General features: G+C 41.8%; 15 protein-coding genes. 12 read left to right on the top strand and 3 right to left on the bottom strand.

What is annotated here, in order from left to right:
- Positions 1-116: 116 nt before the first annotated feature.
- From ACYQ5K_RS06150 to ACYQ5K_RS06200, 11 genes are all read left to right on the top strand, one after another.
- Positions 117-1001: a ketopantoate reductase family protein gene (locus tag ACYQ5K_RS06150; RefSeq protein WP_459777371.1), complete on the top strand. Its 885-nt coding sequence runs from the start codon at positions 117-119 to the stop codon at positions 999-1001.
- Between the two features lie 45 nt (positions 1002-1046).
- On the top strand, positions 1047-1847 hold the full coding sequence (locus ACYQ5K_RS06155; protein ID WP_459777372.1) for a class I SAM-dependent methyltransferase: 801 nt from the start codon (positions 1047-1049) through the stop codon (positions 1845-1847).
- 19 nt (positions 1848-1866) lie between these two features.
- Positions 1867-2802: an acyl-CoA thioester hydrolase/BAAT C-terminal domain-containing protein gene (locus tag ACYQ5K_RS06160; protein WP_459777373.1), complete on the top strand. Its 936-nt coding sequence runs from the start codon at positions 1867-1869 to the stop codon at positions 2800-2802.
- 21 nt (positions 2803-2823) lie between these two features.
- A complete protein-coding gene (locus tag ACYQ5K_RS06165) occupies positions 2824-3594 on the top strand; it encodes a hypothetical protein (protein ID WP_459777374.1) in 771 nt (256 codons plus the stop codon).
- Positions 3595-3936: 342 nt separating this feature from the next.
- On the top strand, positions 3937-4362 hold the full coding sequence (locus ACYQ5K_RS06170) for an Hsp20/alpha crystallin family protein (RefSeq protein WP_459777375.1): 426 nt from the start codon (positions 3937-3939) through the stop codon (positions 4360-4362).
- A 106-nt stretch (positions 4363-4468) separates the two neighbouring features.
- A complete protein-coding gene (locus ACYQ5K_RS06175; RefSeq protein WP_459777376.1) occupies positions 4469-4930 on the top strand; it encodes an Hsp20/alpha crystallin family protein in 462 nt (153 codons plus the stop codon).
- Between the two features lie 238 nt (positions 4931-5168).
- Entirely contained in the window at positions 5169-5783 is a 615-nt protein-coding gene (locus tag ACYQ5K_RS06180) for a recombinase family protein (protein WP_173689333.1), read from the top strand.
- Between the two features lie 99 nt (positions 5784-5882).
- Entirely contained in the window at positions 5883-6200 is a 318-nt protein-coding gene (locus tag ACYQ5K_RS06185; RefSeq protein ID WP_459777377.1) for a hypothetical protein, read from the top strand.
- A 32-nt stretch (positions 6201-6232) separates the two neighbouring features.
- Positions 6233-9211, top strand: coding sequence for a nucleotide exchange factor GrpE (gene grpE, locus ACYQ5K_RS06190; protein ID WP_173689335.1), 2979 nt, complete (start codon positions 6233-6235; stop codon positions 9209-9211).
- A gap of 449 nt (positions 9212-9660) precedes the next feature.
- Positions 9661-10476, top strand: coding sequence for an Rpn family recombination-promoting nuclease/putative transposase (locus ACYQ5K_RS06195; protein WP_173689336.1), 816 nt, complete (start codon positions 9661-9663; stop codon positions 10474-10476).
- Between the two features lie 38 nt (positions 10477-10514).
- The gene (locus ACYQ5K_RS06200; protein WP_173689337.1) at positions 10515-12098 is read left to right on the top strand and encodes a P-loop NTPase family protein; all 1584 of its coding nucleotides are present in this window, start codon (positions 10515-10517) and stop codon (positions 12096-12098) included.
- A gap of 104 nt (positions 12099-12202) precedes the next feature.
- Here the strand turns inward: ACYQ5K_RS06200 and ACYQ5K_RS06205 are convergent, their stop codons facing one another.
- On the bottom strand, positions 12203-13231 hold the full coding sequence (locus ACYQ5K_RS06205) for a YeiH family protein (protein WP_173689338.1): 1029 nt from the start codon (positions 13229-13231) through the stop codon (positions 12203-12205).
- Between the two features lie 229 nt (positions 13232-13460).
- Here ACYQ5K_RS06205 and ACYQ5K_RS06210 point away from each other — a divergent pair, with 229 nt between their 5' ends.
- Positions 13461-15185: an ABC transporter ATP-binding protein gene (locus tag ACYQ5K_RS06210; protein WP_173689339.1), complete on the top strand. Its 1725-nt coding sequence runs from the start codon at positions 13461-13463 to the stop codon at positions 15183-15185.
- 166 nt (positions 15186-15351) lie between these two features.
- Here the strand turns inward: ACYQ5K_RS06210 and sdaAA are convergent, their stop codons facing one another.
- Together sdaAA and sdaAB are read right to left on the bottom strand one after the other, a co-directional pair.
- Positions 15352-16221 (bottom strand): L-serine ammonia-lyase, iron-sulfur-dependent, subunit alpha, encoded by an 870-nt coding sequence (gene sdaAA, locus ACYQ5K_RS06215; protein WP_173689340.1) that lies wholly within the window; start codon positions 16219-16221, stop codon positions 15352-15354.
- Positions 16222-16241: 20 nt separating this feature from the next.
- Positions 16242-16910: an L-serine ammonia-lyase, iron-sulfur-dependent subunit beta gene (gene sdaAB / locus ACYQ5K_RS06220; protein ID WP_173689341.1), complete on the bottom strand. Its 669-nt coding sequence runs from the start codon at positions 16908-16910 to the stop codon at positions 16242-16244.
- Between the last annotated feature and the right edge of the window lie 91 nt (positions 16911-17001).

Here is a 17001-nt window from a genome sequence, read left to right on the forward strand (position 1 = left end):
TCAAAAACTTTGATTACCCGTTTTGTTTTCACACGGTTTTTTAGAAGATGCGAGTTAGTTACTGCTAACGATAGCGCTACAGGACTATTTGCAAATGAAAAAGAGGGCAGATTTCTATGAGAATATTGATTTATGGTGCAGGTGTGATCGGATCCTTGTATGCGGCTTTATTCGCAGAAGCGGGTTATGATACAAGTATTTATGCCAGAGGTAAAAGACTTGAGTTTTTAAAGAAAAATGGATTGCTTTATAAGAAAAAACAGAACATAAAACGGGCAGAAATCACGATTCTTGGAGAATTGCCAGACAATGATATTTATGATTTTATCTTGCTGACTGTCCGGGAAAACCAGCTGTATGAAGCACTTTCTGAATTAAAAAATAATAAAAGCGATACAATTGTTACAATGGTAAATTCACTGGACAGTTATAAAAAATGGGAAGACATTGTTGGAACAGGAAGAATATTACCGGCTTTTCCGGGAGCAGGCGGAAGTATAAATGATGATGGCATCCTTGATGCATCCCTTACTCCGAGAATTATCCAACCGACAACATTTGCAGAAATATCAGGAAATAAATCCGAAAGAACAAAGCAATTTTCAAAGATATTGAAGTGTGCTCATGTCCCATATCAGGAAGTAAGGGATATGCATATATGGCAGTTGTGTCATCTTGCCATGGTGGTGCCGATTGCAGATGCATATTATGAAGCTGATTGTCCGGAAAGAGCAGGAATGGACTGGAAGATCATGAAGAAAACAGCAAAAAGATTGAAAAGAAATTTTAACTTTTTGCGGAAACAGTCAGGTAGGTTGTCGCCTGGCAAAATGAATATTTTTTGTTTTCTACCATTGTCAATTCTTGCGATTATGCTTGCTATTACATTCGAAAGTAGCTTTGGAGATAAATTTATGTATCAACATGCTATGAAAGCACCAGATGAGATGAGAGAACTGCATAAGCAATTTTATGATTATGTGAAAAGGCGGAAGGCATGAGGATGCATTGTGTTGTAAGAAAACAATAGTGGAAGGCGACAGATAATGAAAGAAAAAGTGAATGTGACAGGCGTACCGGAAACGATGGTACAGACTTTGTATGCAAGAGCAAAAGAAACAAAAAAGCAAAATGCAAAGATCAAAGATGAGATTGCAGTAAAACTAGTGGAAAAGCTTGATTATGACTTTTCCAAGGCGGATAAGGATAATGCCATGACTTATGGTGTGATTGCAAGAACAATTGTATTAGACCGGATGGTTGAGCAATATTTGAAGAAGCATGAAAATACAGTTGTCGTAAATCTTGCATGCGGACTGGATACCAGATGTTATCGGATGGTGGGAAAATATATGCGCTGGTACAATGTGGATTTGCCGGAGACTATGAAGATAAGGCGGCAGTTTCTTACTGAAACAGGTCCGGTGTATCAGATCGCGAAGTCTGCAATGGATGATTCCTACGTGGACGATATCGATTATCATGGTGAAAATGTTCTGGTGATAATTGAAGGACTTACTATGTATTTGTGTGAAAAGGACATCAGAAAGATGTTTTCTATTATTGAAAGATCATTTCAGAAAGTAACTGTAATGGTCGAAACCATGTCACCATTTGTTGTAAGACATGTGAAAGAAAAATCTATAGAGGGCAGCAATGCCAAATTCACATGGGGAGTTAAGAATGGAACAGAACTACAAAAGATTGTACCGAATTTTTCTATCCTGCAAGAAGTCAGTCTGGTTGAAGGAATGAAGGAACTGATGTCGATTTATCTTGTAATTGGGAAGATTCCAGCTGTTCGGAATATCTCGAACAAAATAGTTGTTTTAAAGAAACGCAGCTGATATTAAGGAGATGATACAGATGCAGAAAAGGCATTTTGAAATAAAAACAGACGGATTTTATGGTGCATATTGGAAATGTAAAACCGATGCAGACTGTGCAATGATTGCAATGATAGGAGATGATTCAGAAGATTATCTGGCGCGTACATCCGTGAAATGGTTACATAAACTCGGTGTGAATGTGATGACGATGTCACCGGCAAAAAAGGATTATGGACATCATAATTATCCGCTGGAACGTATAGAGAAAGCAATCAATTGGTTAAAAGTGCATGGTAATCAGAAGATAGGAATTGTCGGGGCATCTACTACAGGAACACTTGCTTTAACTGCCGCTTCTTATTTTAAAAATCTTACATTGACGATCGGTCTGACACCGAGTGACTTTGTCTGGCAGGGATTTATGCAGGGCAAAAAAGATGGCTGTAAGGAATGGCCGATTGAGGGAGAATCTCTTTTTTCTTACAAAGGAGAACCGCTTCCGTATATGCCGTTTTGTTATAAACATCCAGACTACTGGCATGTGATTGATGAAGAAACAAAGCGTACCGGTGATATGCTTAATTCGAGAAAACTGTTTGATGATTCAGAAGCAACTCATCCAATTACAGAAGAAGAAATGATCAAGATTGAAAAAATTCATGGAACATTATTGATAATTGGCGCTGAAGATGATGTGTTGTGGGATACTGCAAAATATATACGCCGTATGGAGCAGCGTATGAAAGAACATCCACATACGTGCAGGTTAGAGTCTGTTATTTACGAGCATGGAACCCATTTCGTTTTTCCGGAGAGTATGTTAAAGACGATGTTGCCAATTGGTTCCGGAATCTTTATGAAACTGGCATTTCAGGCGGCAAGAAAATATCCGAAAGAATGTCAGAGAGCACGTCTGGATATTGACCAGCGGGTGAGAAATGCTGTTGCTGAATGGAAGAGTGCAGAAAGATAGATTAAAATAGAAGGTATAAGTATGGTATTTAAAACAATAGGAAATAAATCAAATCCAGTCATTTTGTTTTTTCATGCAATGGGAGTAATTGGGGAAAGTAGTATGCCGGTTGCAGGGAAAATGGCGGAAAAATATTATTGTATTATGCCTACATCAACCGTGTATTGCACTGGACAGAGATATCACAGCAAAAGAGATGAGATACAGCAAATTGTACGATTTCTGGAAAATCATGGAATCAAAAAGATAGAACTTGTAGTTGCATCTTCGATTGGTGCAGATCTTGCCATGGCATTCCTGACAGAGGTAAAAATACCAGTAAAGCATGTTTTTTTTGATGGCGGGCAGTTTGCACAGATTGGAAAGACAACACGCAGAATCATGGTCCCGTTCTTATATATAGCAATGAAAAGTTTATATTGGTCAAAAGGAAAGACGCTAAAGAAAATCATGTGGTGTGACGATAATAAAATCAAGCCCTATTTTATAGAGGCAGGGAAGAACTTGACATATGGGAATCTGAGAAGACAGATGGCAGATAGCCTGGAAGATAAAATATTTCCAGAACTGTCAGAAGAATTGCAGAAACATACATTCTGGGAATTTGGAAGTAAAGAAGAACATTTTAAATATAGGAATGCATTGATGCAGACCTATATACACGGTAACTTTCCCGTTTTTGAGGGATTTAATCATATGCAATATCAAATCCAAAATCCGGAAGGGTTTGCCAGAATGTTGGAAATGATTATTGAGACTGACCGATTACCGGAATTGGCATTTGCGATGTGATATAAAGGAAAATAGCATTACAAATTGACTATCCGAATCCGAACAAATTTACATCTGCATTTCGTGCAGAGTATGGTGTGCCGCCAATGATATACCTAAAGAAAAAGACATAGGAAAGTCTGAATGAATAAAAACGTTCACAAAATCTTCACAAAAGAATTAGCACTCACCTCTTGACAGTGCTAACAATAAGTGTTATATTACAACTAGAACAAAGGAAGGGGAACAAAAAGAGATGATAAAGATTCCACCGACCGGAGGTTCGGATGACAACAACACTTCAGAGTAAATCCGAATGTGCTAAATAAATTAATAAATGTCTTTTGAAAGGAGATATGATTTATGTTAATGCCTAGTATTTTTGGAGAGAACTTATTGGATGATTTCTTTGGAGAACCATTTGGAGGATATGATTACAGCGAGTCCGGACTTATGACAACCGATGTAAAGGATAGCGATAAAGGCTATGAAGTAACGATGAATATGCCTGGAGTTAAAAAGGAAGATGTAAAAGCAGAACTGAAAGATGGTTATCTGACAGTCAGTGCTGAGACGAACACGAGGAAAGATGAAAAAGATGAAGATGGCAAGTACATCCGCCGTGAACGTTACAGTGGATCCTGCAGCAGAAGCTTTTATGTAGGCGATGGTGTCAAACAGGAAGATATCAAAGCCAAATTTGAAGATGGTACGTTGAAACTGTTCGTACCAAAAGAAGCAGCAAAACCTGCTGTAGAGCAAAAAAAATACATTTCCATTGAGGGATAATGAAGAATGCGGATCATAGATGTCCGCGAACATGGCTGCCAGCCAAGGCAGCCACTTAAAAAGAAAATTCGTAAAGTTCAGATAGATTTTTAAGGAGGAACGACGTATGTTAATGCCTAGTATTTTTAATGATAACTTATTTGATGATTTCTTTGATTTACCATTTTATGATGATAAAACAGATCGTAAGATCCAGAGAAAACTGTATGGACATCATGCAGGCAATCTGATGAAGACAGATATCAAAGAGAAAAAAGATGGATATGAACTGGAGATCGATCTTCCGGGATTTAAGAAAGATGAAGTTACAGCAGAACTGAATGACGGATATCTGACCGTGAGCGCAGCCAAAGGACTTGATCAGGATGAACAGGAGAAAGAAACTGGTAAGTATATCCGCCGTGAACGTTACGCAGGAGCCTGCCAGCGAAGCTACTATGTAGGTGAAGATATCACGGAAGAAGATATCAAGGCTGAGTTCAAGCATGGTATCCTGAAACTCTTTGTCCCGAAGAAAGAAGTAAAACCGGCAGTAGAAGAGAAGAAATATATCAGTATCGAAGGATAATGACAACACGCTAAAAACTTTCAAATACACCATATAACGAGGGCAGCATACAGGAGCAAAATTCTGTATGCTGCCCTTTTTCTACTATAAATGGGATTTTGAGGAAGTCTGGATAGCATAATGAGTTAGAATTTGATTTGAAAGTGTGAAATTCAAAAACAAGTCAACGCTTTTTGTCATATGCATATATCATGTAGTATGCTTCTTCATGTAGGAAAGAAAGAGGAGGCAGTTACGAGTGGAAAAAAGATATGGATACATCAGGGTATCGTCAAGAGATCAGAATCCGGACAGGCAGTATCTTGCACTTGAAAATGCTGAGGTCAACCGGAAAAATATTTTTATCGATAAGATCTCGGGGCATGATTTTTCAAGACCATCTTACAGGAAAATGATCCGAAAACTAAAAAAAGGAGATGTACTGGTCGTGAAAAGCATCGACCGTCTCGGGAGAAATTACGGTGAGATTCTGGAACAATGGAGATACCTGACAAAGGAAATAGGAGTGGATATTGAGGTTCTCGATATGCCACTCCTTAATACTGACCTGCACAGAGAAAACCTGATTGGAGTGTTTATCTCAGATCTGGTGCTTCAGATCCTTGCATATGTTGCTGAGACCGAGCGGGATTTTATCAGACAGAGGCAGGCAGAAGGAATCGCGATCGCAAAGGCAAATGGGATTCGGTTTGGACGCAGGAAGAACGAACTTCCTGAAGAATTTAATCTGTATTTTGAGATGTGGAAAAAGGGAGAAATCTCCATCAGAAAAGCAGCAAAGATTTTGGAAATCAGTCCGGCTACTTTTTATCGCAGATGTAAGGAGTTAGATGAAACAAAGCGTAACAAATAGTATACATAAAGAAACATTTGCGGTATATTAGAATTAGTAGTTTTTACCAAGTTTTTCAGGAGAAAATAGTCGTATTCGTCATGTCGCAAAAAGTCTAAAATGGAATACGATGAAAATGGAAATAACATTAAGTCAACGCTTTGTGATGGAACGGGGAAGGTAGAAAGTTATCGTATTTCAGAATATGACTCCGACAATAATCAGGTTAAAAATACGGTGTATGATGAAAAAGGAAATGTTTTGGAATATAGTATTTATGAAAAAGCTGAAGATGGTAAATTTCCTGATTATACAATATATGATGCACAAGGAAATGTTAAAGAATATGGGAAATATGAAGAGGTAGAAACGGAAAGTGGTGCAACAGGACAACAACTTAGAGTATATGATGCGAATGGAAAGTTAATTGAAAGATAAAGATTTCCAATGAAACAGGAGAAACTAAAACGATGAATAATTATGAAAACCAGATTCCATGGAAAGACTGGAAGATCGTGCGCAGGTTAGGCGGAGGCGGTTTTGGAACCGTCTATGAGATTGAGCGGGATTTCTTTGGAGAAGAAGAACTTGCCGCAATGAAGGTTATCCGGATTCCGAAAGAGGAGTCTGATCTGGATGATGATTACAACAGTGGCATGACGGAAGAAGAGGTTCGGGAAAAATATACCTATATCCAGAACTATTTTTCAAAGGAATATCAGCTGATGCTGGAATTTAAGGGGCACAGCAATATTGTAAATTGTCACGATTTTTCGGTTGTACCAAATCCGGACGGGCCGGGATGTGCACTTTATATCCGGATGGAGCTTCTGAAACCACTGAAAGAAGTCCTGAAAACGGAAACATTTTCAGAGGCAAGAATCGTGCAGCTCGGAATCGATATCTGCCGTGCGTTGGAAATCTGTGAGCGGAGAGATGTTATCCACCGTGATATCAAGCCGGACAACATTATGATGTCGGATTTCGGGAATTTCAAGCTGGGGGATTTTGGAATCGCGCGGACGATGGAGAAGACCATGAGTGCGTCCATGGCTGGAACGGACTGGTATATGGCGCCGGAAGTGGCGAAGAAGATGAAATACGGGAAAAGTGTGGATACCTATTCCCTTGGTCTGGTGCTTTACTGGCTGCTGAACGACGGACGCCTGCCATTTGTGCCGGAAAAGGACCGGATTTCAGCAAAGGATATGCAGGCGGCATACAGACTTAGAATGCAGGGTAAAGAGATTCCGGAGCCGAAGAGAGGAAGCAGGCAGCTCAAAGCGGTTGTGTTAAAGGCACTTTCATTTGAACGGGAGAAGCGTTATCATTCCGGAAAAGAAATGCTAGAGGCACTTTTAGAAATCGAAAAGTTGACAAAGGCGGAAAATGCGCGGGCGCAGAAAGTGCAGACACAGAAAAGACAGACTCAGAATGTACAAGTTCAGAATGGACAGGATCAGAAGACGCAGGGGCAGGAGAGTCTGGCAGGAAGAGCGGCAGCGCAAGGACAGAAGACGCAGGGGCAGGAGAGCCTGGCAGGAAGAGCGGCAGCGCAAGGACAGAAGAAAGCACAGGCGCAGAACATTTCGCAAGAACAGGAAATGCAAAGAGGACCGCAGCCGGAGAATCAGATTACGGCAGAGGAAAATGCATGGAGAATTGCATATGCGGAGAATCTTCTGCGACAGTCGGAATGGTACAGACGTTCAGAATTTTCCATACCGCCTGACAGTGTTCTTGGCATTTACCTGGATACGGATATGATTCATGTGCGGATCTGGCTGGATGGAAAGAGCAGACCGGTTCTTTCCATGCCGGCATATTATATCCTGGATGATCTGGGAGAGGTTCTGGTTGGAAGTCGTGCACTTGTCCATGCGAAAATGAATCAGGCGAAAAATCTGCATTCGGTACTTGCGTTTATGCAGGAGGCGGACAGGCTTGTTGATTCGACATTGGAGCCTTGTGGAATACGATACTGCATTGATCTGATGAAGGAACTGAGAAAAGAGCTTGAAAAAACTGCATTTGCACAGATAAAAGACTGTGTGGTGACAATTTCTGTACCGGAAATCGTGACGCAGAAGAATGTAAGAACTGCGATGGAAAAGGCAGGTTTTCAGGTGATGCGGTGCATGAGTATCGTGGAAGCATGTGCATTTTCAAAAGCGCAATTGATGAACTATGACCAGCAATTTCTGGTGCGGGTGATCGCAAATCATGAGAGGCAGAATCTGAAGATTGAATATTCGGACCATTCGGATAAAATCAAGATGCTTGAAGGGTTGGAATATACTTTGGGAGAGAAGTACCCAAAGATGACTGATAAGGCATGTTATGATCTGAGTGATGAGAAATCCAGGAGAGAGCTTGGGCAGGAATCGTCCGGGTATGAAGAACTTTCTGTTGTGGCAGCGGACGGAGCAGCGGCGCAGGGAGCAACTTTCAGGGGAAAGGCATCAAAGCATATCACGTTACTTGCAATTTCGCCGTGGAAGCTTGGGATTGAAATTGAAACGATCAGAGGCGGACGGGAATGTTTTCCTCTGACTTGGTTTAGCGAGGAGCAGGAGCTGATTCCGATTAAAACGGATGAGATAAATATTTCGCTGGATTCTGGAATCGAGGGAAAAAGACTGAATCTGTATCTGGAAAGTGCCGGTTCCAGAAGAAGAGTCCGGACCTGGAAAATGGAAGAGGCATGTCCTGAACTTCCGAAAGACGTAAGCTGGCTGGTGGCATGGATTGATGTGGGACTGGAAGGCGGAGCAGTCACAATTGTATTGCAGGCAGGAGAGAAGACTGCAGAAATTAATCTGAATCGATATCATGAAGAGAAACTGAATCGTTTCTCTAATATGCCGACTTTTGTGCCGGAATCGATTGTGGAAAATGTGCTTCGTGCCGGAAATGAATTTTGCCGGGGCGCAGAACATCTGGATGATGCAAAGACCGATTTGGCACTCGGAAAGGGAATCCGGATGATCGCCGGACAGACGGAAGAAGTATTTGCGGACTGCCAGAGAGGAAATACGTCGATCCGGGTCAGTACATTGATCGAAAAGATGCTGACTGTGAAGGATAACATAGAGTATGGAATTGCCAGTGCAGAAAGAACGACGAAGCGCATGGAGTATATGAAAGAGAAGTTGCTTTTGATTGATTTTCGGAATGCACTGGAGCGGAGTTTGTATCAGCTGAATGTTGTGCCGGTTGAAGCGAATGGGGCGGTATTTGATCCATATATTCATGAGGCGGTACATATAGAGGAGACTGATCTGGTAGAAGAAAACCGGGTTGTCAGTGTAGTGCAGAAAGGGTATTTCTTTGGAGAAAAGCTGTACCGGCCGGCGAGAGTTGTGGTTTCAAAAGAGCCTGTCTTAAGAGAGGTCTGTGAGGACGAGGGATGGGATAGTTATGATGGGGAGACGATTGGCGGTAGGTGATAAAAAATAAAAGAGTTTCGGACTGATGTATAAGTAATGCAATCAGCAGAAAAATCGGCAGAAAGATTGTTAGAATCGGCAGAAAAGTTAGCTGAGCATTATAAACAAATTTTATCTTTCATAGATGAATAGTTGAAGTACATTGCGGAACTCTTTTTTACATAAAGAAATAGTATATATGTTAAATTTCGATATTTTTCGAGATTGTAGATTCAGTGGAATTGTGCTACCGTATTCTCACGCAACAAAAATCTATTTGTTTGCAACCAAGTATCTATTTTAGCCAAATCTCATTTTCGGAGCCAGTTTCAGGCATGAACCCGATGATGAAGCAGAAACGGAAGATAAGTCGGAAAGAGATTTTCTCTTTTACATGATCGGATGGTATGATAATATAATCATAGGTAATCTCTTTTCGGAATATTTTCAAAGTACGAAAGGAGAATTATATGGGAAGAAAACAATTAGCAGAACTGAATCTATTAGACCGATTTCTATTTAATGAGGCAATGGAAGATCCGGAGAATATGAAGGCGGTGCTGGATATTATTTTTGAGCAGGATATATCTTTAAAATCGGCACCTCAATCGGAAAAAGAGGTACGGACGCTTCCGGATAACCGCCAGATTAGGCTGGATGTGTATGCATGGGATGAAGAGAAAAATGTATATGACACAGAGGCACAGAAAGAGGACACGAAAAATCTTTCGAAACGCAGCCGTTTTTATCAGGCATTGTTGGACTGTAATCTGATGGAGCCGGGAAGCATTGATTTTAATGCGTTAAATAATGTGTTTATTATTACAATTGCACCGTTTGATATATTCGGGAAGGGATTGTATAAGTATACGTTTCGGATGAAATGCGAGGAAGATGAAAGTATCAGATTAGAAGATGGAGCGACGCGTATATTTTTAAATTGTCATGGAACACATCCGGAAAGTGTAAATCCAGAACTGATTGAATTGCTCAAATATATGGAGCATTCGACAAATGAAACTGCCAGAAGGTGTCACAGTGAGAAGATTCAGTTACTTCATCAAAAGGTCTGTCAGATCAGGTCAAGTGAAAGAGTGGAGGCAAAATTCATGAAGGCATGGGAAGAAAAGGAAATGGAGCGGCAGAAGGGGATAAAGCTTGGAGAAGAAAAATTGTCGAAATTGATTGTCAAGCTGACAGAAGCCGGGCGAGAGTCGGATGTGATTAAAGCAGCATCTGATGAGAAGTATAGAGAGCAGTTGTTTGAGGAGTTTGAAATTGAGTAACCAGTAAAAATATGGAGAAAGCGAAAGGAGGATTCCTCATGCCGAAGCGATTTTGTGTTACAGGAACCTGTATTCCGGAAAAAAATTATATGGTAGATATCAGCGAAAGGCTTGAACGGATCGTAAAAGATTATATTGAGCAGGGAAACTATTTTACGATGAATCGTGCACGGCAGTACGGGAAGACGACAACGCTTTATTTACTGGAGCGCTGTTTGCAGAAAGACTATCTGGTGTTAAGTCTTAGCTTTGAGGCGGCGGATGAATATTTTCAGTCTCTTGAAAGTCTGGCAGAAGGACTGGTAATGGATATTGGAGAATGTCTGAGAGCACAGAATGTATCGGAAGAAATCATTGCAATGTGGAACAGTCCATTGTCAGAAAAGTTTCCGATGCGCTCATTTGGAGCGAAGATTACGGCTTTATGTAGCGCATGTCAGAAGAAAGTGATTCTGATGATTGATGAGGTGGATAAGAGCTCAGATAATCAGATTTTCCTGTCTTTCTTAGGACTTTTAAGAGAAAAATATTTAAAATGGCAGCAGGGAAAAGATCAGACATTCCAGTCGGTTATTCTTGCCGGAGTTTATGATATTAAGACGCTGAAATTAAAATTACATCCACAGGAAGAGTCAAAATATAACAGCCCATGGAATATAGCGGTTGATTTTCTGGTAGATATGAGTTTCAGTGCAGAGCAGATAGCAGCGATGTTGGATGAATACGAAGAAGATTATCATACAGGGATGAATGTAAATGATGTTGCAGAATTGCTGTACGATTATACATCTGGATATCCATATCTTGTTTCAAGAATCTGTCAGCTGGTAGATGAAAGAGTGGCAGGAACAGAAGAATATCCGACCGGAGCAGAAGCATGGACAAAAGAAGGAGTTCTGTCAGCTGTTAAATTGCTTTTGAAAGAACCAAATACTTTATTCGATGATATGACAAAGAAACTTTTGGATTACCCGCAGTTAAAGGAGATGCTTCAAAATATTCTTTTCAGTGGGATTGATTTTCCATTTAAAAGAGAAACGCCGATGGTTGATCTGGGGGTGACATTTGGATTTCTGAAGGATAAGAATGGGATTGTTGCAGTAGCAAACCGGATTTTTGAGACACAGTTTTATGATATGTTTTTGGCAGAAATGGCTGTGAATAATAAGCTGTATATGGAGACAGCATCAAATCGTAATCAGTTTATTGTGTCGGGAATGCTTCAGATGGATCTGGTGATGAAGAAATTTTATGAATATTATGAAGAGATATATTCAGATAATGATCAGAAATTTATAGAGGAAAATGGAAGAAAATTATTTCTTTTATATTTAAAACCGATCATCAATGGAACCGGAAATTATTATATTGAAGCAAGAACGAGAGACAGCAGACGTACAGATATTATCATTGACTATAAAGGAAAGCAGTTTATTATTGAGCTTAAAATTTGGCGTGGAAACGAATACCATATGCGAGGGGAAGAGCAGCTGTTTGAATATCTGGAATACTATAAGCAGGACAGAGGATATTTGTTAAGCTTCAATTTTAATAAAAATAAGAAGAGCGGAATCCAGGACTTGGAGTATCATGGGAAAAGGATTTTGGAAGTAATTGTGTAAGATATAAGGATAATAAGAGGAACAGCTTGCTGGCATCGGCAAGACGTATTATAGAAAAAGCCTTGCTTTATGCAAGGCTTTTGAAGTATGAGAAAGATTTTCATTTACCAGATTCCCAGCACATGCTGCAAGGAAAGACTGGCGATCGTAATGCCGATCCAACAGCAGAAACCAAGAGCGAGTGGTTTGCCGCCGGTTTTGATCAGCTTGATGATATTTGTATTCAGACCGACTGCACTCATGGCGAGGACGATGAAGAACTTGCTGAGTGTCTTCAGCGGAGTAAATACATCTGCGGATACGCCGGCTGAAGTTGCGATCGTTGTGATCACGGAAGCGAGAACAAAGTAGAGGATGAACATTGGGAAAATCTTCTTAAATTCCACTTTCTTGCCTTCGGCTTTGGAGCTGCGTGTCCGGATAAATGCGAGAACCAGTGTGATCGGGATGATCGCGAGCGTTCTGGTAAGTTTGACCGTAACTGCCTTATCCAGTGTGGCAGAACCGAGCGCGTAGAGCGAATCCCAGGTGGAAGCCGCTGCGGTTACGGAAGAGGTATCGTTGATCGCAGTTCCGGCAAAGATCCCGAAGGCTTCTCCGCTTTTGGTTGAGAATCCAAGCAGTGCACCAAGTGACGGGAAGAACAGTGCGGCGAGCATGTTGAAAAAGAAGATAACAGAGATTGCCTGTGCAACTTCTTCATCATCCGCATCAATGACCGGTGCTGTTGCGGCAATTGCAGAGCCTCCGCAGATGGAAGATCCGACACCGACCAGTGTGGAAATATTTCCCGGTACATGCATAACTTTATGTAACAGATATGCAATGATCAGGGATGTTGAAATCGTCGTTATGATAATTGGCAGTGACTGTTTTCCGGTTTCCAGAATCACGGAGAGATTCAGTCCGAAACCGAGAAGGATTACTGCGTACTGAAGAACCTTCTTTGACACAAAAGTAATACCGTCCTGAAACATGGATTTGTCTTTTAATAATAAAGTGATGATCATTCCGGCAAGGATACCGAATACCGGTCCGCCGATGATCGGAAATGTCTGTCCGAGAAACCAGCATGGAACGGCGATGACCAGACAAAGTAAGATGCCTTTCCAGCTTTTTGTTACAAAATTCATAGAAATACCCCTTTCAAGTAAAATAAATAAGTTACTCTCATAACAATCCGTCCTATCATAGCATAAAAACAGCAGAATAAAAAGATGAAGGAAAGGAAATTCCAAAAGTAATTTGAGAATAAGGTGGAAATAACGAAAGATTCCAGATATAATAACAATATATGATTTTGGGGACAAGGAGGTAAAGTGTGATAAAACGGGGAATCCGGACATTGCACAAAAGAAAGTGATGCATACACTGAAAAAATTTGTAAAATATTATGCGCCGTACAGGACAGTATTCTTTCTGGATCTGATCTGTGCGGCGATCATCAGTCTGGTGGATCTTGCATTTCCACAGATTTTACGATCACTGACAAAGACTTTATTTATAGAGGATCCGTCACAGATTCTTGGAGCACTTTTGCCGATCGGACTGGCTTTGCTTGTGATGTATATCATACAGACGTTTTGTAAATATTATGTCAGTTATCAGGGCCATATGATGGGGGCACATATGGAACGGGATATGCGCCAGAAGTTATTTGATCATTATGAGAGACTTTCTTTTTCTTATTATGACCAGAATAATTCAGGACAGATGATGAGTAAGCTGGTATCGGATCTGTTTGACATTTCCGAGTTTGCACACCATGGACCGGAGAATTTATTTATATCTGTGATCAAAATTGTCGGATCGTTCATATTTTTGTTTCTTATCAACTGGAGGCTGGCGGTTCCGCTGCTTGTGATGGTTGTATTTATGCTGATCTTTTCTTATAAGCAGAACCGTCAGATGCAGGAGACTTTTATGGACAACCGGAGAAAGATCGGGGATGTCAATTCCAGTCTGCAGGATACGCTTGCGGGAATCCGTGTGGTGCAGTCTTTTGCAAATGAAAAGATTGAACGGGAGAAATTCAAGAAAAGCAATGAAGGATTTCTGGTATCCAAAGATGCAAACTATCATTGTATGGGAAGCTTTATGAGCGGCAATCTTTTCTTCCAGGGAATGATGTATCTGATCACATTAGTGTTCGGTGGATGGCTGATCGCACATGGGAAAATGGAAGCTGCAGATCTTGCCATGTATGCGCTTTACATCGGAATTTTTATCAGCCCGATCCAGATTCTTGTGGAGCTTACCGAGATGATGCAGAAAGGTCTTTCCGGTTTCCGGCGCTTTCTGGATGTTGTGGAGACGGAGCCGGAGATTGTAAATGCACCGGATGCGAAGCCGCTTGAAAATGTAAAGGGTGAAGTGGAATATAAAGATGTTTCTTTCCATTACAGCGACGATGATACGCCGGTACTGGATCGGGTATCCTTTAAGATCCCGGCTGGCAGATCCATTGCCCTTGTGGGACCGTCTGGAAGTGGAAAGACGACGATCTGTTCCCTGCTTCCGAGATTTTATGATGTGACCGGAGGTGTGATCACGATCGACGGGCAGGATGTAAGAAAGCTGACACTGGAAAGTCTGAGAAGCCAGATCGGGCTGGTACAGCAGGATGTCTATCTGTTCTGTGGATCGATCAGGGAAAATATTGCTTATGGAAAACCGGGGGCATCGATGGAAGAAATTATCGATGCGGCGAAGAAGGCAAATATCCATGAATTTATCATGTCCCTGCCGGATGGATATGACAGCTTTGTAGGAGAACGAGGAACCCGTCTGTCGGGTGGACAGAAGCAGAGGATTTCGATTGCAAGAGTATTTCTTAAGAACCCACCGATCCTCATTCTGGACGAGGCGACCAGTGCGCTTGACAATGAGAGTGAGCGCTGGATCCAGCAGAGCCTGGAAGAGCTTGCGAAGAACCGGACCACGATCACGATCGCTCACCGGCTTTCTACGATCCGCAATGCAGATGAGATTCTTGTGGTTGCAAATAATGGAATCGCTGAACGGGGAAATCATGATGAATTGCTTGAGCAGGGTGGAATTTATGCACATTATTATGAGATGTCATGATAGTAAGTGAGAAAATCAAAATAAGTAAACAAAAAAGCTTCTTTTCAGAAAAACAGGAGGGCCGTTTCTGAAAAAGAAGCTTTTCATTTATAAAAAGCCAAAGCTTTTTATATCGTAAAATTGCAAGCAGTGTGTGTTGGTCTATATTTGCAAAACATTACACAGCTTAATCACACATATGGCAGGCTGCGCATGCAGAAGGTGTCGTTGCGCATCCGCCGAGGGCTGTCTCGCGAAGCTCTGCCGGAAGACGCTTTCCTACAGTGTACACAGCTTCCAGCATTTCATCGAATGGAATCAGCTGGCGTACTCCGGAAAGGGCGATCTCTGCAGCGATCGTTGCATTTGCCACACCGGCAGCATTACGGTTCTGACAAGGATATTCGACCAGTCCGCCGACCGGGTCGCAGACCAGACCGAGCATGTTCATAAGAACAGTGGATGCTGCGGCAAGGGACTGTTCCGGGGATCCGCCCATCAGTTCAACGGTTGCGGATGCCGCCATTGCAGATGCGATTCCGACTTCTGCCTGACATCCGCCGACTGCTCCGGCGACAGTTGCATTGCGCATAGCAAGATAGCCGATCGCGCTGGCATTATAAAGTCCCTGCTTGATCTGTTCATCGGAAAGATCATAGGTTTCCTGGAGGGCAAGCAGAAGTCCCGGAACGATACCGGCAGATCCGGCAGTCGGGGAGGCTACGATCACACCCATGGAAGCATTGGTTTCCAGAGTTGCCATCGCGTAAATGACAGCTCTTTCCAGAAGATCCCCGCAAAGACTTTTTCCGGCATCTTTGTGATCTGAGATTTTTTTTGCTTCGCCACCGATCAGTCCACCCATGGATTTGACCGGGGTATGGATCGGAGTAGAAGCGGCTGATTTCATGATCTCAAGAACACGGTCCATTTTGCGGTCTGTCTCTTCCGGATCCTGTTCTCCTTCTGTGAGCTCTCTCTGAAGCATTACAGCAGAAATTGAAAGGTTCTGTTCCTGACAGACTTTTAATAATTCTTTTGCATTTCTAAAATCCATAATCTGTATTCTCCTTCCAATTACATCTGAACAACCATAACGTTGTATACATTTTTGTTTCTTCTAATTGTATCTGCGATATCTTCCGGTACCAGATCATCGGATTCTACGATGGTATAAGCGGTATTTCCTTTGGATTCGCGAAACAGACGCATGAATGCGATATTGATTCCAAGTTCGCTGAGGCATTTGGTAATGTAAGCAACAACGCCCGGTGCATCTTTCTGGACAACGACGATCGAGCTGTATTCTCCGGTAAAATCAACCTCTACACCGTTGATCCGGCACAGGCGGGCTTTTCCGCCGCCGAGAGATTCTCCGCGGATCGTCATCTCCTGCCCTTTTTCATTTACCATCAGGATATCAACGGTATTCGGGTGCACGTCGGTTTCTACGTTGTTCGGAATGAAAGAATATTCGATTCCGTTGTCTGTTGCGATCTGGAAGGAATCGCGGATGCGCACGTCATCGGTGGCAAACCCCATAATACCGCCGAGAAGAGCACGGTCCGTACCATGACCATGATAGGTTTTGGCAAAAGATCCATAAAGGGTAAATTCTACTTTTTTAAGAGAACCGGTGAGAAGCTTTCTTGCAAGCAGAGCGATTCTGGCAGCTCCTGCAGTATGGGAGCTGGATGGTCCGATCATATTCGGTCCCATGACATCAAAAACACTGATAAAGGACATAGTAAACCTCCTGTAAAATAATAGTTTCACGTACGTAAAAAGGATTGACGTCTTATTAGTTATATTGTACCATCAACTTATGAGTGAAACA

The sequence above is a fragment of the Allocoprococcus similis genome, assembly GCF_054660775.1.

Bases quoted from the DNA above. Each gene is read 5' to 3' on its own strand.
- ACYQ5K_RS06150 (WP_459777371.1), top strand. From the start codon at position 117: ATGAGAATATTGATTTATGGTGCAGGTGTGATCGGATCCTTGTATGCG.
- ACYQ5K_RS06155 (WP_459777372.1), top strand. From the start codon at position 1,047: ATGAAAGAAAAAGTGAATGTGACAGGCGTACCGGAAACGATGGTACAG.
- ACYQ5K_RS06160 (WP_459777373.1), top strand. From the start codon at position 1,867: ATGCAGAAAAGGCATTTTGAAATAAAAACAGACGGATTTTATGGTGCA.
- ACYQ5K_RS06165 (WP_459777374.1), top strand. From the start codon at position 2,824: ATGGTATTTAAAACAATAGGAAATAAATCAAATCCAGTCATTTTGTTT.
- ACYQ5K_RS06170 (WP_459777375.1), top strand. From the start codon at position 3,937: ATGTTAATGCCTAGTATTTTTGGAGAGAACTTATTGGATGATTTCTTT.
- ACYQ5K_RS06175 (WP_459777376.1), top strand. From the start codon at position 4,469: ATGTTAATGCCTAGTATTTTTAATGATAACTTATTTGATGATTTCTTT.
- ACYQ5K_RS06185 (WP_459777377.1), top strand. From the start codon at position 5,883: ATGGAATACGATGAAAATGGAAATAACATTAAGTCAACGCTTTGTGAT.
- grpE (WP_173689335.1), top strand. From the start codon at position 6,233: ATGAATAATTATGAAAACCAGATTCCATGGAAAGACTGGAAGATCGTG.
- ACYQ5K_RS06195 (WP_173689336.1), top strand. From the start codon at position 9,661: ATGGGAAGAAAACAATTAGCAGAACTGAATCTATTAGACCGATTTCTA.
- ACYQ5K_RS06200 (WP_173689337.1), top strand. From the start codon at position 10,515: ATGCCGAAGCGATTTTGTGTTACAGGAACCTGTATTCCGGAAAAAAAT.
- ACYQ5K_RS06205 (WP_173689338.1), bottom strand. From the start codon at position 13,231: ATGAATTTTGTAACAAAAAGCTGGAAAGGCATCTTACTTTGTCTGGTC.
- ACYQ5K_RS06210 (WP_173689339.1), top strand. From the start codon at position 13,461: ATGCATACACTGAAAAAATTTGTAAAATATTATGCGCCGTACAGGACA.
- sdaAA (WP_173689340.1), bottom strand. From the start codon at position 16,221: ATGGATTTTAGAAATGCAAAAGAATTATTAAAAGTCTGTCAGGAACAG.
- sdaAB (WP_173689341.1), bottom strand. From the start codon at position 16,910: ATGTCCTTTATCAGTGTTTTTGATGTCATGGGACCGAATATGATCGGA.